Genomic DNA, 24,431 nt, shown 5'->3' with positions numbered 1-24,431 from the left:
AAGGAAGTGAAAAATGTCTTTCAAAATTCATGTGATAGATGTAAAAAATCAATTACAAAATTACATTTGGCTCATTGAACATACCTCAAGTAAAAATGTGGTTGTTATTGACCCTACAGAAGCACATTTAGTTGAAGAATACTGTCAGACACATCAACTCACTTTAAGTCAAATTTGGCTGACACATTGGCATAAAGACCATGTGGGTGGTGTCCCCGCTCTAATAACTGAAAAAAATATTCCTGTCTATGGACCTCGCGAAGAACTAAGTCATCTTCCTTTTGTCACTCATCCTTTACAACATGATGATCAAATTACTTTTCATGATTTAAAAGTCGAGATCATTGCTGTTCCTGGTCATACACTTGGGCATATTGTTTATTTTATTGATGAAATTGATAGCGTTTTTTGTGGTGATACACTATTTGCTATGGGATGTGGACGCATGTTTGAAGGAACTGCTGAACAATTTTACCACTCACTTAATCGACTCGCAGCTTTACCACCACGTACACACGTATACTGCACACATGAATATACGTTATCTAATGCAAAATTTGCCTTACATGTAGAACCCGACAATATTGCTTTGCAACAACGCGCTGAACACGTTCAGCAACTACGTGCTGAAGGAAAAATTACTTTACCTAGTACTATTGAACTCGAACTTGAGACTAATCCATTTTTAAGAGTGGAAAGTGTAGAAGAATTTGCTCGTATTCGTGCGATGAAAGACAACTTTTAAAATGATTTACCATGCATGATTTAAACAAATGCATGGTATTTTTAGAAAATAATTGATAAAACCTATTTATGTCATATTTTCTTACAGATTGAGAAAATTCAGATTTATATTAGAGTTTTTCAAATTATTTCAATATAGCTCAACTAAACTGTAATAACTTACAGTTAAATCAATTATTATCAAACACATAGATAAAAATCAACTATGTATTTGATAATGAAATTTGTACTTTAAACAAAAAACTCGCTTTTAAACTTGATCAAAAATTGTTATAAAAAAATTATTTTATTATTTTGCCCTTTAAAAATTTATCGACCATCCCTATTAATTTTTATAGACAGGAATTCAGGAGCATCTTCATGAAAAAGGTTGTTAAAGCAAAAAATCTTATCGCATTTCGTATTTGGTTAGAAAAGTTAGGTTACTCTGTTAAAAATTTAGCTGATGGTAAAGGTTTCACATTTAGTTTTAAAAAAGAATACGGTTTAGTGACATGTGACCTTGCAGGAAACAATCTTGCATTTCAATTAGGTGAAGAATTCGAAGATCATTTAAAAGCATAAATTTCTTTTTTATTATAAAAGAGAAATCAGGCATCCTTATGGGTGCCTAAAATTTTTATTCCTAAATTCCAGACATAAAAAAAGCAAGATTTAAAATCTTGCTCCTTTTGAATATGGTGGGGACGGAGAGACTCGAACTCTCACACCTTGCGGCGCTGGAACCTAAATCCAGTGCGTCTACCAATTTCGCCACGTCCCCGAATAAACACCAATTTAATGGCTAATAAGTTGGCAGAGGATCAAGGACTCGAACCTTGACGAACGGTTTTGGAGACCGTCATGCTACCATTACACCAATCCTCTATCACAAATTATTAAGTTTTCGGACAACTTAATAATTGTTGGTGGGGACGGAGAGACTCGAACTCTCACACCTTGCGGCGCTGGAACCTAAATCCAGTGCGTCTACCAATTTCGCCACGTCCCCAATGGCTGTGTATATTATAGAGATCATTATGATCTGACAAGTCCTTTTTTTGAAAAAAACACTCGTTTGCTTAAATATAAAACAAAAATACACTTCCCTGCTTTTTCTTTAGCCAATTTTGCTTAATAGTTGTTTTATTTGATAAATATTTGTACAACGCGCCTGCTTTTTTTTCATGAGCAATAAATTTAATATCTCATTTAAAGCATAAAATTTAGGCACTAATTCTATTTTTAAGTCCTGACAATGCAAAAAAGCCCAATCTTGATAACTTTTTGCTTGCAACTTTTCTTGGGTTAACCATTCCAACCAAATAATTCCTAAAGCATAAAGATCAGTTTGCACTGATTTAGGTTGTGCATGAAATAATTCTGGCGCCATATAACGTGGTGTCGCTGTATTTGGCATATGCTTTACATCATCAAGATGACATGTCTGCTCAAAATCAATTAAACACAAGCGTTCTGATTGTTGTCGAAAATGTTCAACCTTTAAATCACCATGAATAAAACCTAATTCATGTAAATTTTCCAAGACATCTAAACTCTGCTTTAAAATACAGATCACTTGAGAAAATTGTAGCTCTAATGAATTTTCTGCAAAAAGTGCTGCTGCATCTTGTAAGTTTAAAGAATCACTCAATAAAAGTACCGAAGATGTATTAGAACTCATCGCCTGCGTAATTGAAAAGTTGCTTAAAAATGAATGATCAGGAGATTCTAAAGTATTCAAACGGCGATATATCTCTAGTTCATTTAAAAAACCACGTTCATATTCCGCATTCACATGAGCAAGTTGTTGCTTAACCCAATATTTACCTGTTGTACTTTCTATACAATAAACTCTCCGCCCGAAACTTTGGCTGCGAGCGGAATTTATCGCTGTACCCAATGATTTAATGTTCATGCTTCTACTTTCTGCGTAGTATTCACTTTATTTTTCAAATTAAAATTTAACAGCTCTAAGCAGTGTTGAATGGTTTTACCAATACGTGCATGTGTTTCTATACTTGAAATTTTAGGCCAAGTTGCGCGCTCACCTTCACGTTGCAATAATTGAAAAAGTTCTGGTCGAGGGTTCTGCAACATATATTGATAATGTTTGAAACTATAATTTCCAATAATATTAACATCACCATAATAACGCTGATCTATGATGCCATAACCATGTTCTAGCAATCTGCGTACAGTGGGAATACGTCCCATTCGGTCTCGAGTAAAGTCCATCACATCCATCGCGATCGTTTTGCCATGTTTACGGACGATTCGCTCAGGCCAACTTAATAAATCCGTTCTAAAACGTTCAACATCTGTTTGCATAAATGGCACGATATGCGGATTGACCTGACTGGCAATCGTGTAGTTGATATTATACAAACGAGACATTTTCTCTTGAGGGAAATCACTGCGTACACTACCATCAACCCAACGTGTACTCGCTAAATAAGGCGTGTGTACTGAATCATAACGCTTCCCTGTCAAACGTACAGGTGGAAATAAAATAGGAACAGCACAAGACGCTAAAACTGCACTCCACACCAATAAATCAGGTGCTGTATATTTATTCATAATACGTGCATCTTCATGTGAAGCATTATAGGGTGCAACACTAATATTAATATCTAAACCTGATTTTTTATAAGCATCCTCAAAAGTAAAATCACCCAAATTTTCAATCAAAAACTTCTTTAAATATTTAACATCAGCAAAACCGCCATTACCTCTGACTAATTCTCGTAGACTTCGAAAATGAAAAGCCTCACTATAAAAATGTTCACCAGACAAAATATTAGGGACTTCACTTTGCTCTGAAACACCAAGCATTGCTGTCATAATTGCACCTGCACTCGAACCTGACAGTACTTTTGGCAGTAAATCTTGCTCCATCAGTGCCTTACAAACACCTGTATGAAATAAACCTAATGTTGCACCACCAGAAAACATCATCGCAGGTTGACCATATACTTTTTCACAGTTGGTAAAAAATTCAATTTTCTCAACGAGGCTCAGATCCTCACATGCCACGGATGCAATAAAAGCGAGACTTTGACTTACTTCTTCAACATAATCTTCAATAATTTTTTTAGTGCCAACATACGTTTCTGTGAACAACAAAGGATGGGCGATATTTGCAATATCATGACTTAAACCTTCACTTAAAATATAAATAAGATCAGCGGTACGCTTCTGATGACGGTAGCGACGTAAAATATTTAAACGATGGGAAATAATCTGAGCATCAAAATAAGGGGAACTATTGTCATATTTCCACTCTTGCGTTCCACTTTCTTCATCTAACTTTAAAGCTGTGGATTTCCATTCCTCATAATTTTCAGCTTGTGCCAGTTGTCTTTTTAACTTTTTAATTCGATATGCTTGATGCGGATTAAAGTCATGTTTAAATTCTATTTTCATCTGTCGCATTATCCTTTAATACCACTCTAAATAGAGTATCTAATCAGGTTACTATGCTGAATAATCAACATATAAGCAATTACTCAAAACAACTATTTTTTGGCTCAGATGATCATTTTCATTGCATAAAATAAACACTGAGATGATGCACATGTTAACATCAATCCAAACTGTTAATTATTAGCGAACTCTTATGGCAACTCTTGATTTACCTGATCATTTAATCCAATCTTTATCCGTTGTACTTGAACAGTTAAAACAAGTTCTTCCCGAACCTCGACAAGAAACGGATTTTTCTGCACCTGCCTATCGTTGGCAAGATAAACAACTCAAACCAATCTACCAACCTAAAGCGATTTTATTGGAAGATTTAAAAGGTATTGAGCGCCAAACAGCCAAAATCTTACAAAATACAGAACAATTTTTACATGGATTACCTGCCAATGATATTTTACTCACAGGCTCACGTGGCACAGGAAAATCCTCCATTGTGCGGGCTTTATTAACGCAATACCATGAGCAAGGCTTACGTTTAATTGAAATTGAACGTGACGATTTATCTGAATTACCCGAAATCCAAAAAGCGATACAGCATCGTCCTGAAAAATTTATTGTTTATTGTGATGATTTAGCATTTAACGCAGAAGATGAAAATTATCGTAGTTTAAAAAGTGTTTTAGATGGTTCATTACAATCAGGTTCAAGTAATTTCATTATTTATGCAACCAGTAATCGTCGTCATTTACTCCCTGAGTTTATGCATGAAAATACACCTGTGACTAAAGTTGATGTTCCACAATATAAAGAGTTACATCCACAAGAAGCAATCGAAGAGAAAATTTCTCTTTCAGACCGTTTTGGGCTGTGGTTATCCTTCTATCCAATGGATCAAAATTTATATTTAGAAATTGTAGAGCACTATTTGGCGAAAGAAAATATGCCATTTACAGCGGAAACTCGTGCAGAGGCTTTACGTTGGTGTCAAAGCCGTGGGCAGCGTTCTGGACGAGCAGCTTATCAATTTTCTAAACATTGGATTGGATCTGAACGTTTAAAAAATATTTAAGGCGTTTTGTATAAAATCAAATATATTGGCATTGAGTTTCTTCAATGCCAAGACCAAAAACTAAGCTAAAGCTTTGTATAAATTATAAATACTTAATAATGAAATCAAAATTCCCACTACTATCATCAGTGTACGAGCAGGTAATTTTGCACATAATACAGCAGCAATAGGTGCAGCAAATAAACCACCGATGACTAAACCTGCAATGACTGTCCAGTGGGTAAAACCACCAAATAAAGCAAAAGCAGCCCCTCCAGCAATTGCCAAGAAAAATTCTGCGGCATTGACTGAGCCAATGGTTGTCCTAGGGTCTTGTCCACTACCAACTAAAGATGTTGTGACGACTGGTCCCCAACCACCACCACCAATTGCATCCATGAAGCCTCCTGTTACTGCTAAAGGCGCAACATAAGTTGGAGGATCTGTCTTAATGCGTATCGTTTTAAAGGCTTTGATTAAAATATAAACCCCCATTAACAATAAATATCCTGAAATGAAAGGTTTAATGACATTTCCATCAATATTTGTTAATAAATAAGCACCTATCACCGCCCCAATAACACCAGGGATCACCAAGCGCTTAAACAAGGCTTTATTAATATTACCTAGTTTCCAATGTGACAGCCCTGAAAAGCCCGTAGTAAATACTTCAGCAATATGTACAGATGCTGAAGCAGCAGCAGGTGGCACACCTGTAGACAATAAAAAAGTACTGGCGGTTACACCATAAGCCATCCCTAAAGCTCCATCTACAACCTGAGCAAATAAGCCAACGCCTGCCGCAGTCCAAAAGCTTTTGCTAGAAAACCCTTCTTGTAAAGTCTGAGTGATACTTTGTGATTGCACTGGATAAAGATTACTAAATACAGCAATCGCTATAAATATCGTCACGATAACAACAAATATGGAAATGATAATTTTCTTAAATGGTATTTGTCGGTTTTCGCTTTCTGTTGTTGTCAATTCAGTCATTATTTTTCTCTTTTCGTTATTCAACTCAGATATTTTTCACTTTTATTTAGTTTTTATAAATAATTAAAAATAGATAAGTTTAGCTTTTTGAGTAATTTAAGTTTTAAATTTTCGAAAAATGAGAATTTTTAAATTAAGAATTAAATATTTAAACAACTATTTCCACCCAAAAATCACATAATATAATGGCTTAAATAAAAGTAATAAGTGAAAAAAGTAGATAATAAAACCAACCAAACAGGAAATTTCATTTTTAGTAAAAAAATTAAAATAATAACAAAAATAATATCAGCACTTTGAATAATATATTTTTCAGACATTTGATAAATTAAACACAATAACAAACCAACCACTGCTGCATTTATACCTTGCAAAGACTTATAGATTATTTTTTGCTTCATTAGCCATGACCAATATGGCAAAGTACCAAATACCAAAAAAAATGAAGGAACAAATATAATAAAACTTGCAATAATAATATTCAAAGTGACTGAGGGTGTTAAAGGTAATAATGCACCTAAATAACTAGAAAAACTAAATAATGGACCAGGTACGAATTGCACCAAAGCATAACCTAAATCAAATTTATCATTTGAAATTAGCCCTGTACTCACAAATTCTTGATGCAGTAATGGTAAAATAACATGCCCACCGCCAAAAACTAAAGAAGCGGATTGATAAAAACCTTCAATACTTTGTATTAAAACCGAAGGGGAAAAATAATTAAATAGTGGAAAGCAGAAAAAAGGCACAATAAAAATGAATAGCCAAATATAAGCTTTAGAATTTTTTATAACAGTTAATTTAGCTTCAAAATCTTTTAAAAAAATTTCTTTTTGTTGCTGCTCTTTTGCTAAAAACCCACCAACGAGAGCTGCAATAAAAATTACAATGAATTGATTCATCGCCATAGGCACAGTATAAATAAAAACTGTCGAAAAAATCAGCAAAACATATTGCCAGAGCTGATGACATAAAGTGGTTAACATTTGCCAAAATGCCCAAATAACCACTGATAAAACAATGAGCTGAATAACATGAAAAAATATATTATTCAATGTGTTAAAAATATATTGCCCAAATAATGCTGAACTCGCCATCAACAAGGCAGAAGGTAAAGTAAAACCCAACCAAGCACAAAAAGCGCCTAAATAACCATTTTTAAGATAACCAATACTTATTCCAACTTGACTACTGGTTGGTCCTGGTAAAATTTGAGCCAAAGCTAATATTTGATAATATTGTGCTTCATCTAACCAACGCATTTTTTTGATTAAAATATTATGAAATAAAACCAAATGTGCTGCAGGACCACCAAAACCAATACAGCCCAACTTTAAAAAAGTAATAAAAATATAATAGTTTGTTAATTTAGCTGTATTCATATCAGTTTATAATCACAAGTCACTTATTAAAACCAGAGTTTTTAATGAATCAAACTCTGGTTATTTTTATATTTTATGGAATTGGTTTTAAATCTAAATGATCGATAATATATAAAGTATTTGTATCAATAACTTTTTTATCTTGATCTAAATATTTTTGTTCAAGCACACCATTATTTACCCATAATGAAAAATCATCATCATTAATTAAACCTAAACGTTCTTGGTCAATCAGCCATAGCCCTTCCATTTTATCATGTGGAAATTTTACTTGTTTATTCATATCCAGTACTAAAGTTTTATTTGGTGTAATAATATTTAAAGCAGTTAAACCTTGCCAACCTTCAGCTAAAACATATTGTTCTAAAGTTTTTCCATTAATGATTAAACCCAGTTTTTCATCTTGTTTAATCTGGTTATTTTCCTTAACTTCTTCTAAATTCGTTGCTTGGCGTAAATCAATTTTATACACACGTTTAAAAGCATTTTGATTATCTTTATAAAAATCTCCATCACGTTCCAGTACTAAAAATGAAGTATTACTTAACGCAGTAATCGCAGAGTTTGAATATGCTTTAGTACCACCTTCTTGCTTATATAAATACTGTTTTACTTTTTTCGTGACTAAATCAATGCTGACTATACGAGTCAAATCGGACTTATTCACACTATTGTTTGGATTATCCATGGTCGATTGCATAATGCCTACCAACGTTTTCCCGTCAGGTGTAACGGTTAATCCCTCCATACCACGATTTGGGCGACGTTTCGCAAACTCAGCAGGTAAAATATAGCCACCTATACGACGTGTATCATCAGTAAAAGCATTTATTCGATCAAGCTCTTGACCATTTGCATCAAAATGCACAATATGTGGACCATATTCATCTGATACCCAAAAAGTCCCATCTGCAAGTGCCACTAAACCTTCAGGGTCTAAACCATATTCATCCGTTTGTTGTTTTAATAACTTTCCATAAATATCATAAGCTGCTTCTTTAGTTGAACCAAAATTAAGATTTGGCAAACCTGTAATATTTTTACCTGTGCGATCTTTGAGTAAAATTTCTTTTATTTTTTTCACAGTTCCATCTGTTTGCACTTCAAACAAACCTATACGTGGTGTATATGAAGGATCTGGAAACATTTTTCCGTTGTCTTTATTCAAGTTAAAATCTGCATTTGGTCCTCGGTCTGTCAAAGCATAGTATTGATTTTTATGTGTTGGATGAGCAACTAAATCTGAACCAAATCCACCTCGACGAAACTCAATAAAATTACCAGCTTTTGCACCATCGACAATTCCTTTAATATCCATAAGCTCATAATTCAAATGTACACCATGAGCAAATAAATTCTGCGTAATACACTTATTTTCTGTTTTTTGAATTTCATCAGTCTCTAGCTTTTTATTGTTATTTAAATCTAATCCAGAGAATTTTACCATACCACCAAAACGACAATTTTGATCTCCAAACTGAAGGGGTTGTTCTAATGTTAAAACTTGCTTTGAGTTTGTTGGAAGTTCAGTTGTATTATCTTTATCACTTCCACAGCCAACCAGTACACTGGCAGTCATTATAGATAAAGCTAAATATTGATATTTCATTGTTGTTTTTCATATGGCTAAAATGAGCTTTGATGCTAAGCTGCTTCAATGACAAAACCATGAAAAATGTAGATTTAAAATGATAAAAATCAATTCTTTTAAGCCTAAAAATAGCGTCTAAAAGCGCATAAGATGCATAAATTTAAGTCAACCATTTCATCATTAATCCAAGATAATTTTCATGTTTTTTTATTATTTAGAATAAAAAAGAGCTTCAAATGAAGCTCTTTTTACTGCGACTTACAAATTATGCATTTGTTTCAGCAGGAACTTTCGGGTAGCTTACGCCACACATTTGTTCAGCAATACGTAAAACTTGGCAGCTATAACCTACTTCGTTATCGTACCAAACATAAGCAGTTAAACGGTTACCCGAAGTGATTGTTGCTTGCGCATCAAACACACCTGCTGTACGTGAACCAATAAAGTCAGAAGATACAACTTCAGTCGAGTTGGTATAACCAATTTGACCTTGAAGGTTTGAATGGATCGAAATTTGACGAATGTATTCGTTCACTTCTTCACGATCAACTTCTTTCTCAAGTGTTAAGTTAAGAATAGCCAATGAAACGTTTGGTGTAGGAACACGTACTGAGTTACCTGTCAATTTACCTTGTAACTGTGGTAATGCTTTTGCAACAGCTTTAGCAGCACCAGTTTCAGTAATAACCATGTTCAAAGTCGCAGCACGACCACGACGATCCGCTTTGTGGTAGTTGTCGATTAAGTTTTGGTCGTTTGTGAAAGAGTGAACAGTTTCAACGTGACCATTGATCACTTTGTATTTGTCTTCTAACACTTTTAATACTGGTGTGATTGCGTTCGTTGTGCAGCTTGCAGCAGAGATGATTTTGTCTTCATCTAAGATGTCTGCTTGGTTTACACCAAACACAACGTTTTTCATGTCGCCTTTACCAGGAGCAGTCAACACAACGCGACCAACGCCAGCGCATTGAAGGTGTTGAGTTAAGCCGTCGATGTCACGCCATTTACCTGTGTTATCGATCACTAATGCGTTATCGATTCCATAAGCTGTGTAATCTACTTCAGCAGGGCTAGAAGCATAGATTACTTTGATGAAGTTACCATTTGCAATGATTGCTTCATTTTCTTCATCTACAGAAATTGTACCTGCAAATGGACCATGAATTGAGTCACGACGTAATAAAGACGCACGTTTTTCCAAGTCACCATCAGAAGATTTACGAACTACAATCGCTTTAAGGTTTAAACCACGACCCAAACCTGATTGGCTAATGATTAAACGCGCTAAAATACGACCGATACGACCAAAACCGTAAAGCACAACATCTTTAGGCTCAACAAGAGCAGGACGACCTTCTAAAGATTGAACTGCTTGAGCAACAAATGCATCAACATCGCCGCCTTTTTCTTTATATTCAACAGCAAGTTTACCTAAATCAACTTCTGCCGAACCGATATTCTCAAGTTTAGCCAACGCTTCTAAAAGAGGGAACGTGTTAACAACAGAAAGTTCAACATCCATCATACGTGTACGACGGTGTGCTTTTAAAATTTGAATTACTGAACGGTTCACTAAAGAACGACCGTAAACAGAAGTCACAATGTTTTTTTCACGGTATAATTGACCGATTAATGCAATCATACGTTCCGCGATTTCTTCACGGTTTTTCCAGCGACCTTGGTGCTCTGCGTGTAGGGCGATGATAGTGTCTTTGCTCACAGATACGTCCTCTATTTTATGTATATCTAGACTAAGTTTAAAAAACCCTAGTATTGTAATGGAATTCTAACAAAGAATGAATCGAAAGCTGCTCAAGCAAAGGACTTTTTGCTCTATATTCACTATAAATTTACAAAATATGTATAATTATTTCGATGATTTCTAGATTGGATCATGCAACAACATATTGATGATCAAAAAATTGCATGGTTAAGACTTTTCATTTTCAATGCGTTGTTTTATTTTTTGTGTATTTCGTTGTAGTTTTTGTCGATTACGCTTTTGCGTATAAAGATGCAAACTTCCTTCAATCACAAGAATACCAACAGCACACCAAATGGGAATATAAGTCAACCATTCATCTTGACCAATACTTTCTCCAAGTGCAAAAGAAGCCAACGCCAACAAAACAGGCTCTAAATAACTCAATAAACCAAATAAAACCAAAGGCAAATAGCGGCTTGCTAAAATATAACTACCTAAACCAATTGCACTCAACAGCCCCAGACCTGCTACAACAAGCCACAAATACCAATGTCCGACAAACATACTCAATGGTGCATCTGCCATTTGTACCAAATAAATTGCGACAGGCATACAAATTAAGATATCCCACCAAAACCCACCGAGGTTATCGGTATGAATACGTTTACGAATCAAAAAATAAAGAGAATATCCCACTGCAACGGACATCGTTTCCCATGCAATACTGCCTAAACGCCAAATTTCATGTGCAACACCGACAACCGCAAATGACACAGCTAAAAGCTGTAATTTAGACAGTTTTTCTTTGAAGAAAATACTTCCCATGAGTACCAAAAATAAAGGTAATAAGAAATAACCAAGGGAAACTTGTAAGCCACGCCCATTCATAGGTCCCCATAAGAATAGCCAGAGCTGAAAGCACGTCAAAGCAGAAGTTAGCATTAAAATGAGTAATAATGCAGGTTTTTGCAGGATACGTTGCCCTATGGTTTTGACATGTGTCCAATCACCACTATAAAACATGAATAAACTTAGAAAAGGCAACGTCGCAATAATCCGCCAGCCAAATGTTTGCTGATGATCGAATGGGTATAAAAGTTGAGTATAAAAATATAAAACGCCGAAAGTGACTGATGCCAAAACGGATAATGCAACGCCTTTAAACATCTGCCATCTCTACATAATTTTACAGAGGTATTATAAGCATATTTCCTTAAATGTATTTGAAAATTCAAGTATAAATATCATTCAAAAATTCATCTAAGGTTCTGTCTGTTCTGAACGGATTAAATCTTTCACACTAAAACCAAGCGTTTGCGCATAACGTAAATATTCGGTGACTTTATTTTCATCAGGATGAGGGTTTCGTGACAAAATCCATAAATATTTACGCTTCGGTTCTCCAACTAAAGCCATTTGATAATGTGGATCTATTTTTAAAATCCAATAATCTCCTCGTCCAAATGGCATCCAACGCACTGCCTCAGGTAAAAAACTGACTTTAATTTTTGAGTTATAAGGATCATTCATTACAAAACCTTCACCAATTGAACGTAATTGGTTGCCTTGCTGATCAATACAACGATTATCTACCTCAACATTTCCATATTCATTGATGGTATAACGTGCGGTGACGTCTTTTGCACATTCTCTTTGAAAATACATAGGCTTACGTGCAACTTCATACCAAAGCCCAAGATATTTATCAAGTTCAACACGGGGTACTGTGGCAAGTGAACGGTCTTCGGCATAACTCGGTATCGCAACAAAAATACTCATTGTAAACAACAAGTTTCTTTGTATCATTTGGCTATTTTTATGGATCCACTTGGGTATTTTTTTCATTAAACTCACCCATTTCCCCTCACTTTTTGCATTTATAATTATTAAAATAATCATAAATTTAAGCCAGAATTGTAGCTTTATGTATCTTTAAATTAAATATAAGCCACAATCCCAGCCTTTCTAAGTTCAACTATTGTAACATGCGCGCTTTTAAGCGTACGATTTCATCACGTAAACGTGCCGCTTGCTCAAATTGTAGTTCTTTTGATGCTTTTAACATTTCTTTTTCAAGTTTTGCTAAATGCTTAGCAAGCAGTTTTGGATCAGACAAGAGGTGTTGCTCATCTGCCGTTAATGCTTGCGCCTGTTCATCAAGTTTTACCTCAATTTGCTCATCATTTAAAAGCTCGCCTGTATCAATATCTTTACTGACTTGACGTACTGCACTACGCGGTGTAATGCCATGTAAAAGGTTAAATTCGATTTGTTTATTACGTCGACGCTCTGTTTCATCCATTGCTTTTTGCATTGAATCAGTAATGCGGTCAGCATATAAAATTGCTTTACCTTTAATATTTCGTGCTGCACGACCAATGGTCTGAATCAGAGAGCGTTCAGAGCGTAAAAAGCCTTCTTTATCTGCATCTAAAATTGCAACTAAAGAAACTTCAGGCATATCTAAACCTTCTCTTAATAAGTTAATTCCCACCAGAACATCATGTACACCTGAACGTAGCTCATGAATAATTTTCGTGCGCTCCACAGTATCAATATCAGAGTGTAAATAAGCGACTTTAATACCATATTCTTTAAGATAGGACGTTAAGTCTTCTGCCATACGTTTGGTTAATGTCGTCACCAAAACACGTTCATTTAAATCTTTGCGGATATTAATCTCAGATAACACATCATCTACTTGTGTTAAGACTGGACGAATTTCAATTTCAGGATCAATCAAGCCTGTTGGACGTACCACTTGTTCAACGACTTGCTCAGATTTTTCGAGTTCATATCTTGCAGGCGTTGCACTCACATAAATTGTTGTCGGTACAAGACGCTCCCATTCTTCAAATTTCATTGGACGATTATCCAAAGCACTCGGTAGGCGAAAACCATAATTCACTAAATTTTCTTTACGAGAACGATCTCCTTTATACATTGCGCCAATTTGCGGCACAGTGACATGTGATTCATCAATCAGCAATAAAGCATCTTCAGGTAAATAATCAAATAAAGTCGGCGGTGCAGCACCTTCAGATCGACCAGATAAATGCCGTGAATAGTTTTCAATACCATTGGTATAACCGAGCTGTTGCATCATCTCTAAGTCATAACGAGTACGTTGCTCAATGCGCTGAGCTTCGAGCAATTTATCATTTTCACGAAAAAAAACTAAACGCTCTTTGAGTTCTTCTTGAATTGTACCAATGGCTCTTTGTAAATTATCTTTAGGCGTAACATAGTGACTTTTTGGGTAAATCGTTACACGAGGCACTTTACGTACCATTTTGCCTGTAATTGGGTCAAACCATCGAATAGAATCGACTTCATCATCAAACAACTCAATGCGTATTGCATGTTGGTCAGATTCAGCAGGAAAAATATCAATAATATCACCACGAATACGATAAGTTGCTCTTAGAAACTCTAACTCGTTACGGGTATATTGCATTTCAACTAAGCGTCGAATAATTTCATCACGATGCAGTCGATCCCCCTGTACGACATGTAATAACATGCTCATATATGCATTGGGATCACCAAGACCATAAATTGCAGATACTGATGCGACAATAATACAATCACGACGCTCTAATAATGCACGAGTGGCAGACAAACGCATTTGGTCAATATGGTCATTAATGGCGGAGTCTTTTTCAATAAATGTATCTGACGATGGAACATAAGCTTCGGGTTGATAATAATCATAGTAACTCACGAAATATTCCACAGCATTGTTTGGAAAAAATGCTTTGAACTCGCCATAGAGCTGCGCAGCTAAGGTTTTATTGTGCGCCATCACAATCGTTGGGCGTTGTGTTTGTTCAATGACATTTGCCATAGTGTAGGTTTTACCCGAACCTGTAACACCGAGTAAAAGTTGATCATGATAGCCTTGATTGACACCATGTACTAATTTTTCAATCGCTTGCGGCTGATCTCCTGCAGGCTGATATTGTGTAATAAGTTCAAAGGGTTGACTATCCTGCATCGTAATACTTCTAAAACCGAATAATGAGCTTTAATTATGGGGGTAAAATTTCCAGATGCAATCTTTCTCATTTTTAGTTTTTTATTCATTTCGCTCAATCAACTTCGCTAATTTGCGTTGCGCAGGTTTATAATATCGACTTGCTGCTTGCATGATCAGTGAACGTCCTTTCGCTTCATCTTTTTCTACACCTAAACCACGTAAATATAAACGCCCTAAATTATAAATTGCCTCAACAATATCATAGGCTGCTGAACGCTGATAATAGGCAACAGCTTGTGCATAATCTCGTTTTACGCCTTTACCGCGTTCATATTTATCGCCTAAATTATTCAAAGCTTGTGGGTTGTCTTGATTTGCTGCTTGTTGATACCAATACACTGCTTTTTCATCATCTTGCTGAAAGCCTTTTTCACCATATTCTATATAATAAGCCAGTTGATATTGTCCAATACAATGCCCTTGTTCTGCACTGCGTAATAAATAATATTGAAAATTTCCCTCACGATTTAGCTTAAAGTAAACATCATAATCAGGATTAAGGATTCGCAAATACATCTGGGCTAAAGCGTAACTTGCTTGCGCATGCTCTGCTGTATGCCCCTGTTCACTGGCTAATTCATAATATTGTTTTGCTTCCCCCATAGCGGTATCCGTTTTTCCAATGCCATGAAATGCCCATGTATAACTTAACTCGGCAAAATGTAACATTGCACTGACATCATTTGCGTCTGCTAAGCTGCGTATATATTGGCGATAGTCATCATAAAAAGTCTTTAAATCTGAAGCTGTAGAGGCAAAAGAAAGTAGGTCAATATGACTACAGAACTCTACTGTTCTCATTTGATACAGTCCTACATAATGTATCTGTTGCGCGTGCTCAAGTTGTTCAATTTTTTGAATTTGAATAGGCTCACCCAAAGTTTTATGTTTCGTTTTATCAATTAATATTAAAAAATCACCTGCTTGGATATTTTGCAGAATATGTCTATTTCTTTGCATCAATAATTCCTATGTTATTTTAGATCATCATTTTTTTAAATATTTTATCGGATCACTTGACCATTGTCGCATTCAATTGCAACATGGAACAAAGCCAATACGAGATTGCAGTCAATGACTTACCACTATCATGATGAAAGTATTATTAAAAGTTTAGCTGAAGATACGGTTTTTGTTTTTGGCAGTAATCTCGCGGGCACACATCAAGGCGGTGCAGCAAAAATCGCCTATTTACATTTTGGTGCGATGAAAGGTGTGGGACGAGGTTGGTCAGGTCAAAGCTTTGCGATTCCCACAATGAATGAACATCTACAACAAATGCCTCTATCGCAAATTGCGCATTATGTAGATGACTTTAAAATTTATACAAAAAATCATCCTAAAACGAAGTATTTTATTACGGCTGTAGGTTGTGGTGTTGCAGGCTATAAAGTTGAAGAAATTGCCCCTATGTTCAAAGGTATTTCTCATAATGTTATTTTTCCAAGTTCTTTTAGACCTTTTGTAGAAAAAACTTTACCAAAACTCACTCAACATTCACTCCACGCATTTATTCAAGAAGATATTATTTTTAGTGAAGATCTGGATCAGGCTTTACAAAATTTACAATTCACAGAAGCTGAAAAAAGTTTAGCTAAAATCGTGATTAATACACCAATGTATCCAACCGATAGTAATGGTCGTGATCGTAGTTATGAAATTAGTGATATTTTAAATACACTGAGCCATAAAAATGTTTTACAACTTGATATTCAAAGTGATGCAGCTAAAACTTTAGGTGGCGTCATTTTAGCTTTGTTAGAGTTATATCACCTCAATGAAAGCGATTTTATTGACATTTGGAACGGGCAAAAAAACATCACGCCGCCTAAGGCAGAAAATAAAGCAAAACGCTGAGGTGATCAAATATGGAAGAAGTCGATTTATCAATCTTTGATCTATCCCCCATTCCAATGTGGTTACAAGATTTTAGTGGTATCCGTAATTTTTTTGCAGAATGGACAGCGCAAGGGATCATCGATATTGAACAATATTTATTAGAAGATCCTAATCGTTTTCGTGAATGTTTGGCATCTATTCGAACTTTACATATTAATAAAAGTTCACTCGATTTATATGAAGCAAATAGTTTAGAAGAAATTTTAGAAAATTTTTCAAAATTCCATTTTGAAGAAATTACGATACATCAAATTAAATTTTTTGTGGGCTTATGGGTAAAAAATGATGGTTCCATTATGCCAGCTGTAAACTACACATGCTCAGGTCGACAGATTGATGTGCAACTTCGAGCAAATATTATAGAAGGTTTTGAAAATTCATGGAAATATGTTTTATTAACAACTGATGATATTTCACAATATCAAAATGCTCGACGTTTTGCAGAGTCATTATTTATCCATTCACCGACTGCACTTTGGGTGAAAGATTATAGTATAGTTAAAATATTATTTGATCGCTTACAACAACAAGGCATACACGACTTAAAACAATATATTAGCCAACATCCTGAGTTTTTAAGTATATGTTTTCAAAGTGTTCGTTCTATTGATGTCAATCAAGCTTTATTAACCTTATTTAAGGCAAACAATAAACAACATTTTGATCAAAACACACATTTTTTATTTAGTGAAAATAGTCGTCAGCATTTTCAAGATGAGTTATTACATTTATGGCAAGGTCATTCTCATTTAGAGCGTGATTGTGAATATAAAACTTTAGAAAAACAATCCATTCATGTGAGAGAACAATTAATGGTTTTTCCAAATGCGGTAAATACATGGGATACCATTCAAATTGCTTATACTGATTTTACCGCACGTAAAGAGTTAGAAACTTATTTACATTATCTGAGTCATCATGATGAACTCACTCAACTTTATAATCGTAATTTCTTTAATGCTGAAGTGAAAAGACTGCAAATAGAATCAATACTTCCAACGGCATGTATTTATTTAGATATAAATGGTTTAAAAACAATTAATGATTTAAAGGGTCATCATTGTGGTGATTTATTATTAAAACGCTTTGCCAATATTTTACGTCAAGCCACCTTAAATACGCATTATTCTGTATCTCGTTTAGGCGGTGATGAATTTGTGATTTTGATGCCTAGCGCAACAGAAGCTATGGCTTATCAATTATTAAGTCAAATTCAAGCTGATATTATTAAAGATAATATCGAACATCCTCATAGCTTAATTAGTGTTGCTTATGGTGTAGGCTGTACTGACACGGAACCCAATATCGAAACCTTAATAAAAATGACCGATCTTGATATGTATGAGCAAAAAAACTTGTACTATCAAAATTACCGTTCTTGATCCTTTAAAACACTTATTACGTGATTTATCAAAATTCATTCAGTCTATTTCTAAAAATACTTTTTGTAATTTTGATGTTTATTTTTAAATTTATAAAATACACATAAATCCGATAAAATGTGACATAAAATGCATTTTCAAAGATAAATAACTTTGCTATCACGTTATATTTAATGCTATATTTCTCTATTATTTGACCAACCAATATAAATGTTAGGAATATAAAATGGCGATTTTAGAATCATCAATTTTTGATTTATCCCCTATTCCTATGTGGTTGGAAGACTATAGCGAAGTCAAAAAACAGTTTGATTTATGGAAAAGCCAAGGCGTTACCGATTTAAAAAGTTTCCTAGAAGAAGATTTAAGTCGTGTTACCTTATGTGCTCATAAAATTAAAATTATTAAAGTAAATCCTAAAACTTTAGACGTATTTGAAGCAGTTGATTTAGAACATTTATGTCAAAATTTAGCCGTCATTTTTCAACAAGAAATGTTTCAATCGCATATTTCTGAACTGGTTGCATTGTGGCAAGGTCAAACTGAATTTTCAAGCACCACAACAAATTATACAATTTCAGGCAAAAGACTTGATATTAAATTAAGAGGTGTTGTTTTACCTGAAGCATATCAAGATTTAAGCCGTGTTTTATTAACAACAGAAGATATTAGTGATTATCAAAATGCATGTCGTTTAGAAGAAAAAAATCGACGTTTGGCTGAATCTCGTTTTATTTATTCTCCTACTTCATTATGGGTAGAAGATTTTAGTCGAGTTAAAATGCGGCTTGATCAATTACGTGCTTTAGGTATTGAAGATTTTGTAACTTTTTTAGATGTTCATGCTGATTTTATTAATCAATGTGTCGACGATATTATTTTACTTGATGTCAACCAAGCCACTTTAGATTTATTTAAAGCACCAAATAAAGAAACACTGTTTAAAAATTTAGATAAAGTTTTGTCTAAAGAAATGCACCAAACTTTTCGCGAACAATTAATCGAACTTTGGAATGGCAATATTCACCATCAACGTGAAGCAATAAATTATGCACTTGATGGTTCAATTCGTCACGTTCTACTCCAGTTTACCGTCTTTCCAGGTTATGAACAGGATTGGGGTTTAGTACAATTAGCCTTAACAGATATTACTGCCCGTAAAAAAGCAGAAAGTTATTTAGAATATTTAGGAAAACATGATGTATTAACCAAACTACATAATCGTTCTTTTTATACTGAAGAAATTAACCGTTTAGAACGTAGTTTAGTTCGCCCAATTTCAGCCATTTATATCGACATGAATGGATTAAAAGAGATTAATGATCAACTTGGTCATGATATTGGAGATGGTTTATTGCGTCGTGTAGGCAATATACTCAATAGAGCAATCACCAATACTAATTTTTCAGCTTCTCGTATTGGAGGAGATGAGTTTGTTATTTTAATGGTCGGTGCAAATGAAGCAGCCGTTGAAACATTTCGATTAACGATTGAAGAGCTCTTACATATTGATAATCAATATTATGCTTCACAGCCTATTTATATTGCACTTGGTTATGCGACCATTCAAAAAAATGAAACTGTCGAACAAATGCTTAAACGTGCAGATCAGTTAATGTATAAAAAGAAACAGGCTTATTATAATGCTTAATGTAATTTAAACTTTAAAGACACACAGAATTCATTGGTCAAATCTAAGTATAAAAAAACAGGCTTAAGCCTGTTCCTTCTAGCGTTTACCCATCGAGCGACGAGTACCACGAGGTGGCATCCAAGTCCGATCTGCATATTGTTGAGGTTTTGGGCGCATTCCCTCTACATCTTCATCAGCAGGTTTGGCATCATTGGCTTGTTTCACTGGGAAAGGTAACTTTGCCACAGCTTTTTTTTTGGGAGTATTTGGGGTATTCATGAGACTTTCTCAGTTTTAACTGTGCATATTGTACGTAAATTTTTTAGATGATGCGAGTTTTGCACTTATGTCTATCTCATTTGTATTTTATTGATACATAAATTTTGGATTTTCGTGCCTTTTTAGTCAATTTGCACACTTTTTAAACGACGACTTATTTATTTTTAAGCTATGATAGTGTGCTTTTTATTTTTAAATCCCTATAAGAAGGAATACTGCCGTGGACGTACGTCTCTCTGATCGTGTAAATGCCATCAAACCGTCTCCAACGCTTGCTGTGACCAACAAAGCTGCTGAATTAAAAGCGGCTGGCAAGAATGTGATTGGCTTGGGCGCAGGCGAACCTGATTTCGACACCCCACAACACATCAAAGATGCAGCAATTGCCGCAATCAATAACGGTTTCACGAAATACACTGCCGTTGACGGTACGCCTGGGCTGAAAAAAGCGATTATTGCAAAATTCAAACGTGACAATAATCTCGACTATGCAGCAAACCAAATTTTGGTTTCTTGCGGTGGTAAACAATCTTTCTTTAACTTGGCACTTGCTTTGTTAAACAAAGGTGATGAAGTGATTATTCCTGCGCCGTTCTGGGTAAGCTATCCAGATATGGTGATCATCGCTGAAGGCGTTCCAGTGATTGTAAAATGTGGTGAAGAACAACGTTTCAAAATCACCCCTGCTCAGTTGGAAGCAGCAATTACTGACAAAACCCGTTTAGTGGTTTTAAACAGCCCATCGAACCCTACAGGTATGATCTATACTAAAGCTGAACTTGAAGCTTTGGCTGACGTTCTACGTAAATACCCAGAAGTTTATATCGCTTCTGATGATATGTATGAACCGATCCGTTGGGATGACGAGTTCTATAACATTGCAACTGTAGCGCCTGATCTTTATGAGCGTACTATCGTTCTAAATGGTGTGTCTAAAGCCTATGCAATGACTGGCTGGCGTATTGGCTATGCAGCGGGTCCTGCTAAATTGATTGGCGCAATGAAAAAAATCCAATCACAATCAACTTCAAACCCAACTTCTATTTCACAAGTTGCTGCTGAAGCTGCATTGAATGGTCCTCAAGATGTACTTGAGCCAATGATTGAAGCATTCAAACGTCGTCATGACTTAGTCGTCAATGGCTTAAATGAAATCAATGGCATTTCTTGTTTACCTGCTGATGGTGCATTTTATGCATATGCAAATATCCGTCCATTGATCCGTGCTAAAGGTTTAAAATCTTGCACAGAATTCTCTGAATGGTTATTGGAAGAAACTGGTGTTGCCGTTGTTCCTGGTGATGCATTCGGTTTAGGCGGTTTCATGCGTATTTCTTATGCAACTGCGGATGAAGTACTTGTAGATGCGCTTGCTCGTATCAAAAAAGCAGCTGATTCAATTGAAGGCGTAGATGCTGCGATTGCGTCTATTGCTGCTGAAAAATAATCTGAATATTGAATTATCAGATTTAAAAAAACCCGCAGAAATTGCGGGTTTTTTATCATTAATTTCAGGATAAAATACAAATATTAATGAGAATAAAGCTCTGATTTTAATGTTGCACCGCTTTTACAGCGCTGTTTTTTGACACTGCAAAAATCACCAAAAGAATGCCACAGAGCACAATAGCCGATGACAAAACAACTCTAAAACTGACACTTTCCCCAATAAACAACGAACCACCCAAGATGGCTAAACAAGGCACTGAAAGTTGTACTGTACTGGCTGTAATCCGATCTATTTTTTTAACAATCGAATACCAAAGAATATATGCTCCACTTGAGGTCAGCCCACCTGAAACCAATGCCAGCAAAATCCCTTGTAAATCAAAATGCATGGATTTGAAAAAAAACAGTGCTGCCAATAATACCAAAGGCGTTGCGACAATAAAGTTGGTTAAAGTGCCAGCAAATGAATTTTCTGCTGTTTTACCTAAAATACTATAAGCAGCCCAAGCGATGCCAGAAATGATCATCACCATTGAGTAAAGCAAATCTGGCGCATGCGCATCTGGTAAAAGTAATAAAATAATTCCAGCAAGTGCGAGGGTTAAACCAGAACCTTTCTGTAGATTAATTTTTTCACCATTCAAAAGCCCATAAAACACCATGGTCAATTGTACTGTTCCAAATAGTAATAGTGCTCCAACTCCAGCATCAATTTTTACATAGGCAACGGAGAGCGCAATAATATAAAGTGCAAGAAAAAAACCATCTTTAAAACGCCATTGCAGTGATATTTTTGTTGTTGATTGACTTGCGCTCAATAAAAATAAAATCCCCAATACAACTGCGCCGCTCACCACACGCAATAAACTAAAACTCATCGGATCAATATGATTTTGTGCTAAAGCGAGTCTACATAACACTGAATTTGCGGCAAAAGCTAACATTGCAATGGTTATTTTAAAATACATAAAATTCCTTTTTTGCTTTATTCTCTCTATATTTTAATGATTACTCATCTTTAAAATATAAGTTGAAATATCACTGATATCCATTTCAGTTTTAAAACGTCATTGCCGTTTTTTTTATTTAAATATAGAGGTGATTAAATAAAAAAATGCCTAATAAATACTATTAGGCATTCATACAAAAGGAAAGTCTATTTTATTATTTAGTCAAATATAAATACTTCGTTAAGCGACAGCACGCTCCTCTATTGGTAGCACTTTACGCAGTTCAGGACCCGTATAATCCGCACTTGGACGAATAATACGGTTGTCTGCACGCTGCTCCATCACATGTGCAGCCCAACCTGTTACACGGCTCATCACAAAGATTGGTGTAAATAATTTGGTTGCGATATCCATGAAGTGATAAGCAGATGCATGGAAGAAATCTGCATTACAGAATAATTTCTTCTCACGCCACATCACTTCTTCACAACGTACTGAAACTGGATAAAGCACTGTATCGCCAACATCTTTCGCTAATTTCTCAGACCAAATCTTGATGATGCCATTACGTGGATCATTGTCTTTATAGATCGCATGACCAAAGCCCATGATCTTTTCTTTACGCTCAAGTTTGCCCAACATTTCACGTTCAGCTTCTTCAGGTGACGTCCAGTTTTCGATCATTTCCATTGCAGCTTCGTTTGCGCCGCCGTGGAGTGGACCACGTAGTGAACCAATCGCACCTGTGATACATGAATGCATATCTGACAGTGTCGATGCACATACACGCGCTGTGAATGTCGATGCGTTAAACTCATGCTCAGCATAAAGAATCAGCGATACATTCATCACTTGTTCATGCAATTCATTTGGTTTTTCACCACGAAGTAAATGCAAGAATTGTGCGCCGATCGAATCATCATCGGTATTTTCTTCGATACGTACACCATCATGGCTGAAACGGTACCAATAGCAAATGATCGCTGGCAAAGTCGCCAAAATACGGTCTGCAACGTCTTGCTGTTCGTCAAATGATTTTTCAGTTTCGATGTTACCAAGCATTGAAACACCTGTGCGCATCACATCCATTGGGTGTGAGTCAGCAGGAATACGTTCTAATACTTCTTTTAATGCTTGTGGTAATGAACGCAATGATTTGAGTTTTGCTTTATATGCTGCAAGTTGTTCTGCTGTTGGTAATTCACCAAAGAAGATTAAATAAGCCACTTCTTCAAACTGGCAATTTTCTGCTAAGTCTTGTACATCGTATCCACGATAAGTTAAGCCTGCACCGCTTTTACCCACGGTTGATAATGCTGTTTTACCTGCAACTTGCCCACGCAGTCCTGCGCCTGTCAGTACTTTACCTTCAGCCATTTTTTATTTTCCTTCAGTGAATAATTTGTCTAATGTATTTTCAAAAGTGTGATAATCAAGGAATTCGTAAAGTTCTTTACGTTGTTGCATTTTGTCCAGTACATTGACTTGTGTACCGTCTTTACGAATCGCTTGGAAGACTTCGAGCGCTGCTTTTTGCATCGCACGTGTTGCAGACAATGGGTAAAGCACCATTGAAATGCCTTGTTCGCCCAATTCTTCAGTGGTGTAATAAGGCGTATCACCAAATTCTGTAATATTTGCCAATACAGGTACACCGACTGCATCACACACAGTTTTATACATGGTGATGTCAGTCATTGCTTCGGCAAAAATCGCATCTGCGCCTGCTTCTACACATGCACATGCACGGTCAATCACAGCTTGTAAGCCTTCTTTTTGTAATGCGTCAGTACGTGCCATCACCACAAAGTTTGAATCTGTTTTTGCATCAACAGCAGCTTTGATGCGGTCAACCATTTCTTGTTGGGTCACGATTTCTTTGTTTGGACGGTGACCACAACGTTTTTGTGCCACTTGGTCTTCAATATG

Annotated in this window: 21 protein-coding genes and 3 tRNA genes; 7 read left to right on the top strand and 17 right to left on the bottom strand. The window is 35.6% G+C overall.

The genetic code is table 11. The features are described 5' to 3' along the window. Nucleotides 1–13: 13 nt before the first annotated feature. Together gloB and HX005_RS10630 are read left to right on the top strand one after the other, a co-directional pair. On the top strand, nt 14–745 hold the full coding sequence (gloB, locus tag HX005_RS10635; RefSeq protein ID WP_107009552.1) for a hydroxyacylglutathione hydrolase: 732 nt from the start codon (nt 14–16) through the stop codon (nt 743–745). 359 nt (nt 746–1,104) lie between these two features. Further along, nucleotides 1,105–1,308 carry a hypothetical protein gene (locus HX005_RS10630; protein ID WP_065991968.1) on the top strand — a complete coding sequence of 68 codons (204 nt, stop codon included), beginning with the start codon at nt 1,105–1,107 and terminating at the stop codon, nt 1,306–1,308. 114 nt (nt 1,309–1,422) lie between these two features. Here the strand turns inward: HX005_RS10630 and HX005_RS10625 are convergent. From HX005_RS10625 to HX005_RS10605, 5 genes are all read right to left on the bottom strand, one after another. Further along, nucleotides 1,423–1,507 (bottom strand) — tRNA-Leu (locus HX005_RS10625). Nucleotides 1,508–1,537: 30 nt separating this feature from the next. Continuing rightward, a tRNA-Trp gene (locus HX005_RS10620) sits at nt 1,538–1,611 on the bottom strand. Nucleotides 1,612–1,650: 39 nt separating this feature from the next. Further along, nucleotides 1,651–1,735: transfer RNA gene (locus tag HX005_RS10615), tRNA-Leu, on the bottom strand. Between the two features lie 108 nt (nt 1,736–1,843). Then, nucleotides 1,844–2,641 (bottom strand): protein kinase domain-containing protein, encoded by a 798-nt coding sequence (locus tag HX005_RS10610; protein WP_286377340.1) that lies wholly within the window; start codon nt 2,639–2,641, stop codon nt 1,844–1,846. Further along, the gene (locus tag HX005_RS10605) at nt 2,638–4,149 is read right to left on the bottom strand and encodes a DUF3336 domain-containing protein (RefSeq protein WP_107009877.1); all 1,512 of its coding nucleotides are present in this window, start codon (nt 4,147–4,149) and stop codon (nt 2,638–2,640) included. Before HX005_RS10605 ends, HX005_RS10610 begins: the two co-directional genes overlap by 4 nt. 193 nt (nt 4,150–4,342) lie before the next feature. On the opposite strand from HX005_RS10605, the gene HX005_RS10600 reads away from it, so the two are divergent. Continuing rightward, nucleotides 4,343–5,215, top strand: coding sequence for an ATP-binding protein (locus HX005_RS10600; protein ID WP_107009878.1), 873 nt, complete (start codon nt 4,343–4,345; stop codon nt 5,213–5,215). Nucleotides 5,216–5,275: 60 nt separating this feature from the next. On the opposite strand, the gene HX005_RS10595 is transcribed toward HX005_RS10600, so the two are convergent. The 8 genes from HX005_RS10595 to HX005_RS10560 form a co-directional block, all read right to left on the bottom strand. Then, nucleotides 5,276–6,187: a sulfite exporter TauE/SafE family protein gene (locus HX005_RS10595; RefSeq protein WP_286377339.1), complete on the bottom strand. Its 912-nt coding sequence runs from the start codon at nt 6,185–6,187 to the stop codon at nt 5,276–5,278. 173 nt (nt 6,188–6,360) lie between these two features. After that, a complete protein-coding gene (gene chrA, locus HX005_RS10590; protein ID WP_286377338.1) occupies nt 6,361–7,572 on the bottom strand; it encodes a chromate efflux transporter in 1,212 nt (403 codons plus the stop codon). Between the two features lie 73 nt (nt 7,573–7,645). Beyond that, nucleotides 7,646–9,181, bottom strand: coding sequence for an esterase-like activity of phytase family protein (locus HX005_RS10585; protein WP_286377337.1), 1,536 nt, complete (start codon nt 9,179–9,181; stop codon nt 7,646–7,648). Between the two features lie 247 nt (nt 9,182–9,428). Next, nucleotides 9,429–10,886, bottom strand: coding sequence for a glyceraldehyde-3-phosphate dehydrogenase (locus HX005_RS10580; RefSeq protein ID WP_107009882.1), 1,458 nt, complete (start codon nt 10,884–10,886; stop codon nt 9,429–9,431). Between the two features lie 210 nt (nt 10,887–11,096). Then, nucleotides 11,097–12,038, bottom strand: coding sequence for an EamA family transporter RarD (rarD, locus tag HX005_RS10575; RefSeq protein ID WP_286377336.1), 942 nt, complete (start codon nt 12,036–12,038; stop codon nt 11,097–11,099). A gap of 93 nt (nt 12,039–12,131) precedes the next feature. Next, on the bottom strand, nt 12,132–12,677 hold the full coding sequence (locus HX005_RS10570; RefSeq protein WP_322887905.1) for a lipocalin family protein: 546 nt from the start codon (nt 12,675–12,677) through the stop codon (nt 12,132–12,134). A 169-nt stretch (nt 12,678–12,846) separates the two neighbouring features. Beyond that, nucleotides 12,847–14,868 (bottom strand): excinuclease ABC subunit UvrB, encoded by a 2,022-nt coding sequence (uvrB, locus tag HX005_RS10565; protein ID WP_286377335.1) that lies wholly within the window; start codon nt 14,866–14,868, stop codon nt 12,847–12,849. A gap of 81 nt (nt 14,869–14,949) precedes the next feature. After that, the gene (locus tag HX005_RS10560) at nt 14,950–15,870 is read right to left on the bottom strand and encodes a tetratricopeptide repeat protein (protein ID WP_286377334.1); all 921 of its coding nucleotides are present in this window, start codon (nt 15,868–15,870) and stop codon (nt 14,950–14,952) included. Between the two features lie 114 nt (nt 15,871–15,984). On the opposite strand from HX005_RS10560, the gene HX005_RS10555 reads away from it, so the two are divergent. The 3 genes from HX005_RS10555 (at nt 15,985) to HX005_RS10545 (ending at nt 19,842) form a co-directional block, all read left to right on the top strand. Then, nucleotides 15,985–16,767, top strand: a complete 783-nt coding sequence (locus HX005_RS10555; RefSeq protein ID WP_286377476.1) for an A1S_2505 family phage non-structural protein — start codon at nt 15,985–15,987, stop codon at nt 16,765–16,767. Between the two features lie 11 nt (nt 16,768–16,778). Continuing rightward, complete coding sequence (locus tag HX005_RS10550; RefSeq protein WP_286377333.1) at nt 16,779–18,191, top strand: GGDEF domain-containing protein; 1,413 nt, start codon at nt 16,779–16,781, stop codon at nt 18,189–18,191. 226 nt (nt 18,192–18,417) lie between these two features. Beyond that, the gene (locus HX005_RS10545; RefSeq protein WP_286377332.1) at nt 18,418–19,842 is read left to right on the top strand and encodes a sensor domain-containing diguanylate cyclase; all 1,425 of its coding nucleotides are present in this window, start codon (nt 18,418–18,420) and stop codon (nt 19,840–19,842) included. Nucleotides 19,843–19,920: 78 nt separating this feature from the next. Here HX005_RS10545 and HX005_RS10540 read toward each other — a convergent pair whose 3' ends face one another. Then, nucleotides 19,921–20,103, bottom strand: coding sequence for a hypothetical protein (locus tag HX005_RS10540; protein WP_286377331.1), 183 nt, complete (start codon nt 20,101–20,103; stop codon nt 19,921–19,923). A gap of 220 nt (nt 20,104–20,323) precedes the next feature. Here HX005_RS10540 and HX005_RS10535 point away from each other — a divergent pair, with 220 nt between their 5' ends. After that, a complete protein-coding gene (locus HX005_RS10535; protein WP_286377330.1) occupies nt 20,324–21,550 on the top strand; it encodes a pyridoxal phosphate-dependent aminotransferase in 1,227 nt (408 codons plus the stop codon). Between the two features lie 106 nt (nt 21,551–21,656). Here HX005_RS10535 and HX005_RS10530 read toward each other — a convergent pair whose 3' ends face one another. The 3 genes from HX005_RS10530 to HX005_RS10520 form a co-directional block, all read right to left on the bottom strand. Beyond that, the gene (locus HX005_RS10530) at nt 21,657–22,520 is read right to left on the bottom strand and encodes a DMT family transporter (RefSeq protein ID WP_286377329.1); all 864 of its coding nucleotides are present in this window, start codon (nt 22,518–22,520) and stop codon (nt 21,657–21,659) included. A 222-nt stretch (nt 22,521–22,742) separates the two neighbouring features. Further along, nucleotides 22,743–23,879 (bottom strand): bifunctional 2-methylcitrate synthase/citrate synthase, encoded by a 1,137-nt coding sequence (gene prpC, locus HX005_RS10525; RefSeq protein ID WP_286377328.1) that lies wholly within the window; start codon nt 23,877–23,879, stop codon nt 22,743–22,745. Nucleotides 23,880–23,882: 3 nt separating this feature from the next. Continuing rightward, a partial coding sequence (locus HX005_RS10520; RefSeq protein WP_286377327.1) for an isocitrate lyase/phosphoenolpyruvate mutase family protein occupies nt 23,883–24,431 on the bottom strand: 549 nt, incomplete at its 5' end.

The organism is Acinetobacter sp. R933-2 (genome assembly GCF_030325485.1).
GTDB lineage: Bacteria > Pseudomonadota > Gammaproteobacteria > Pseudomonadales > Moraxellaceae > Acinetobacter > Acinetobacter sichuanensis.
This window is presented reverse-complemented; position numbering and strand designations above follow the sequence as displayed.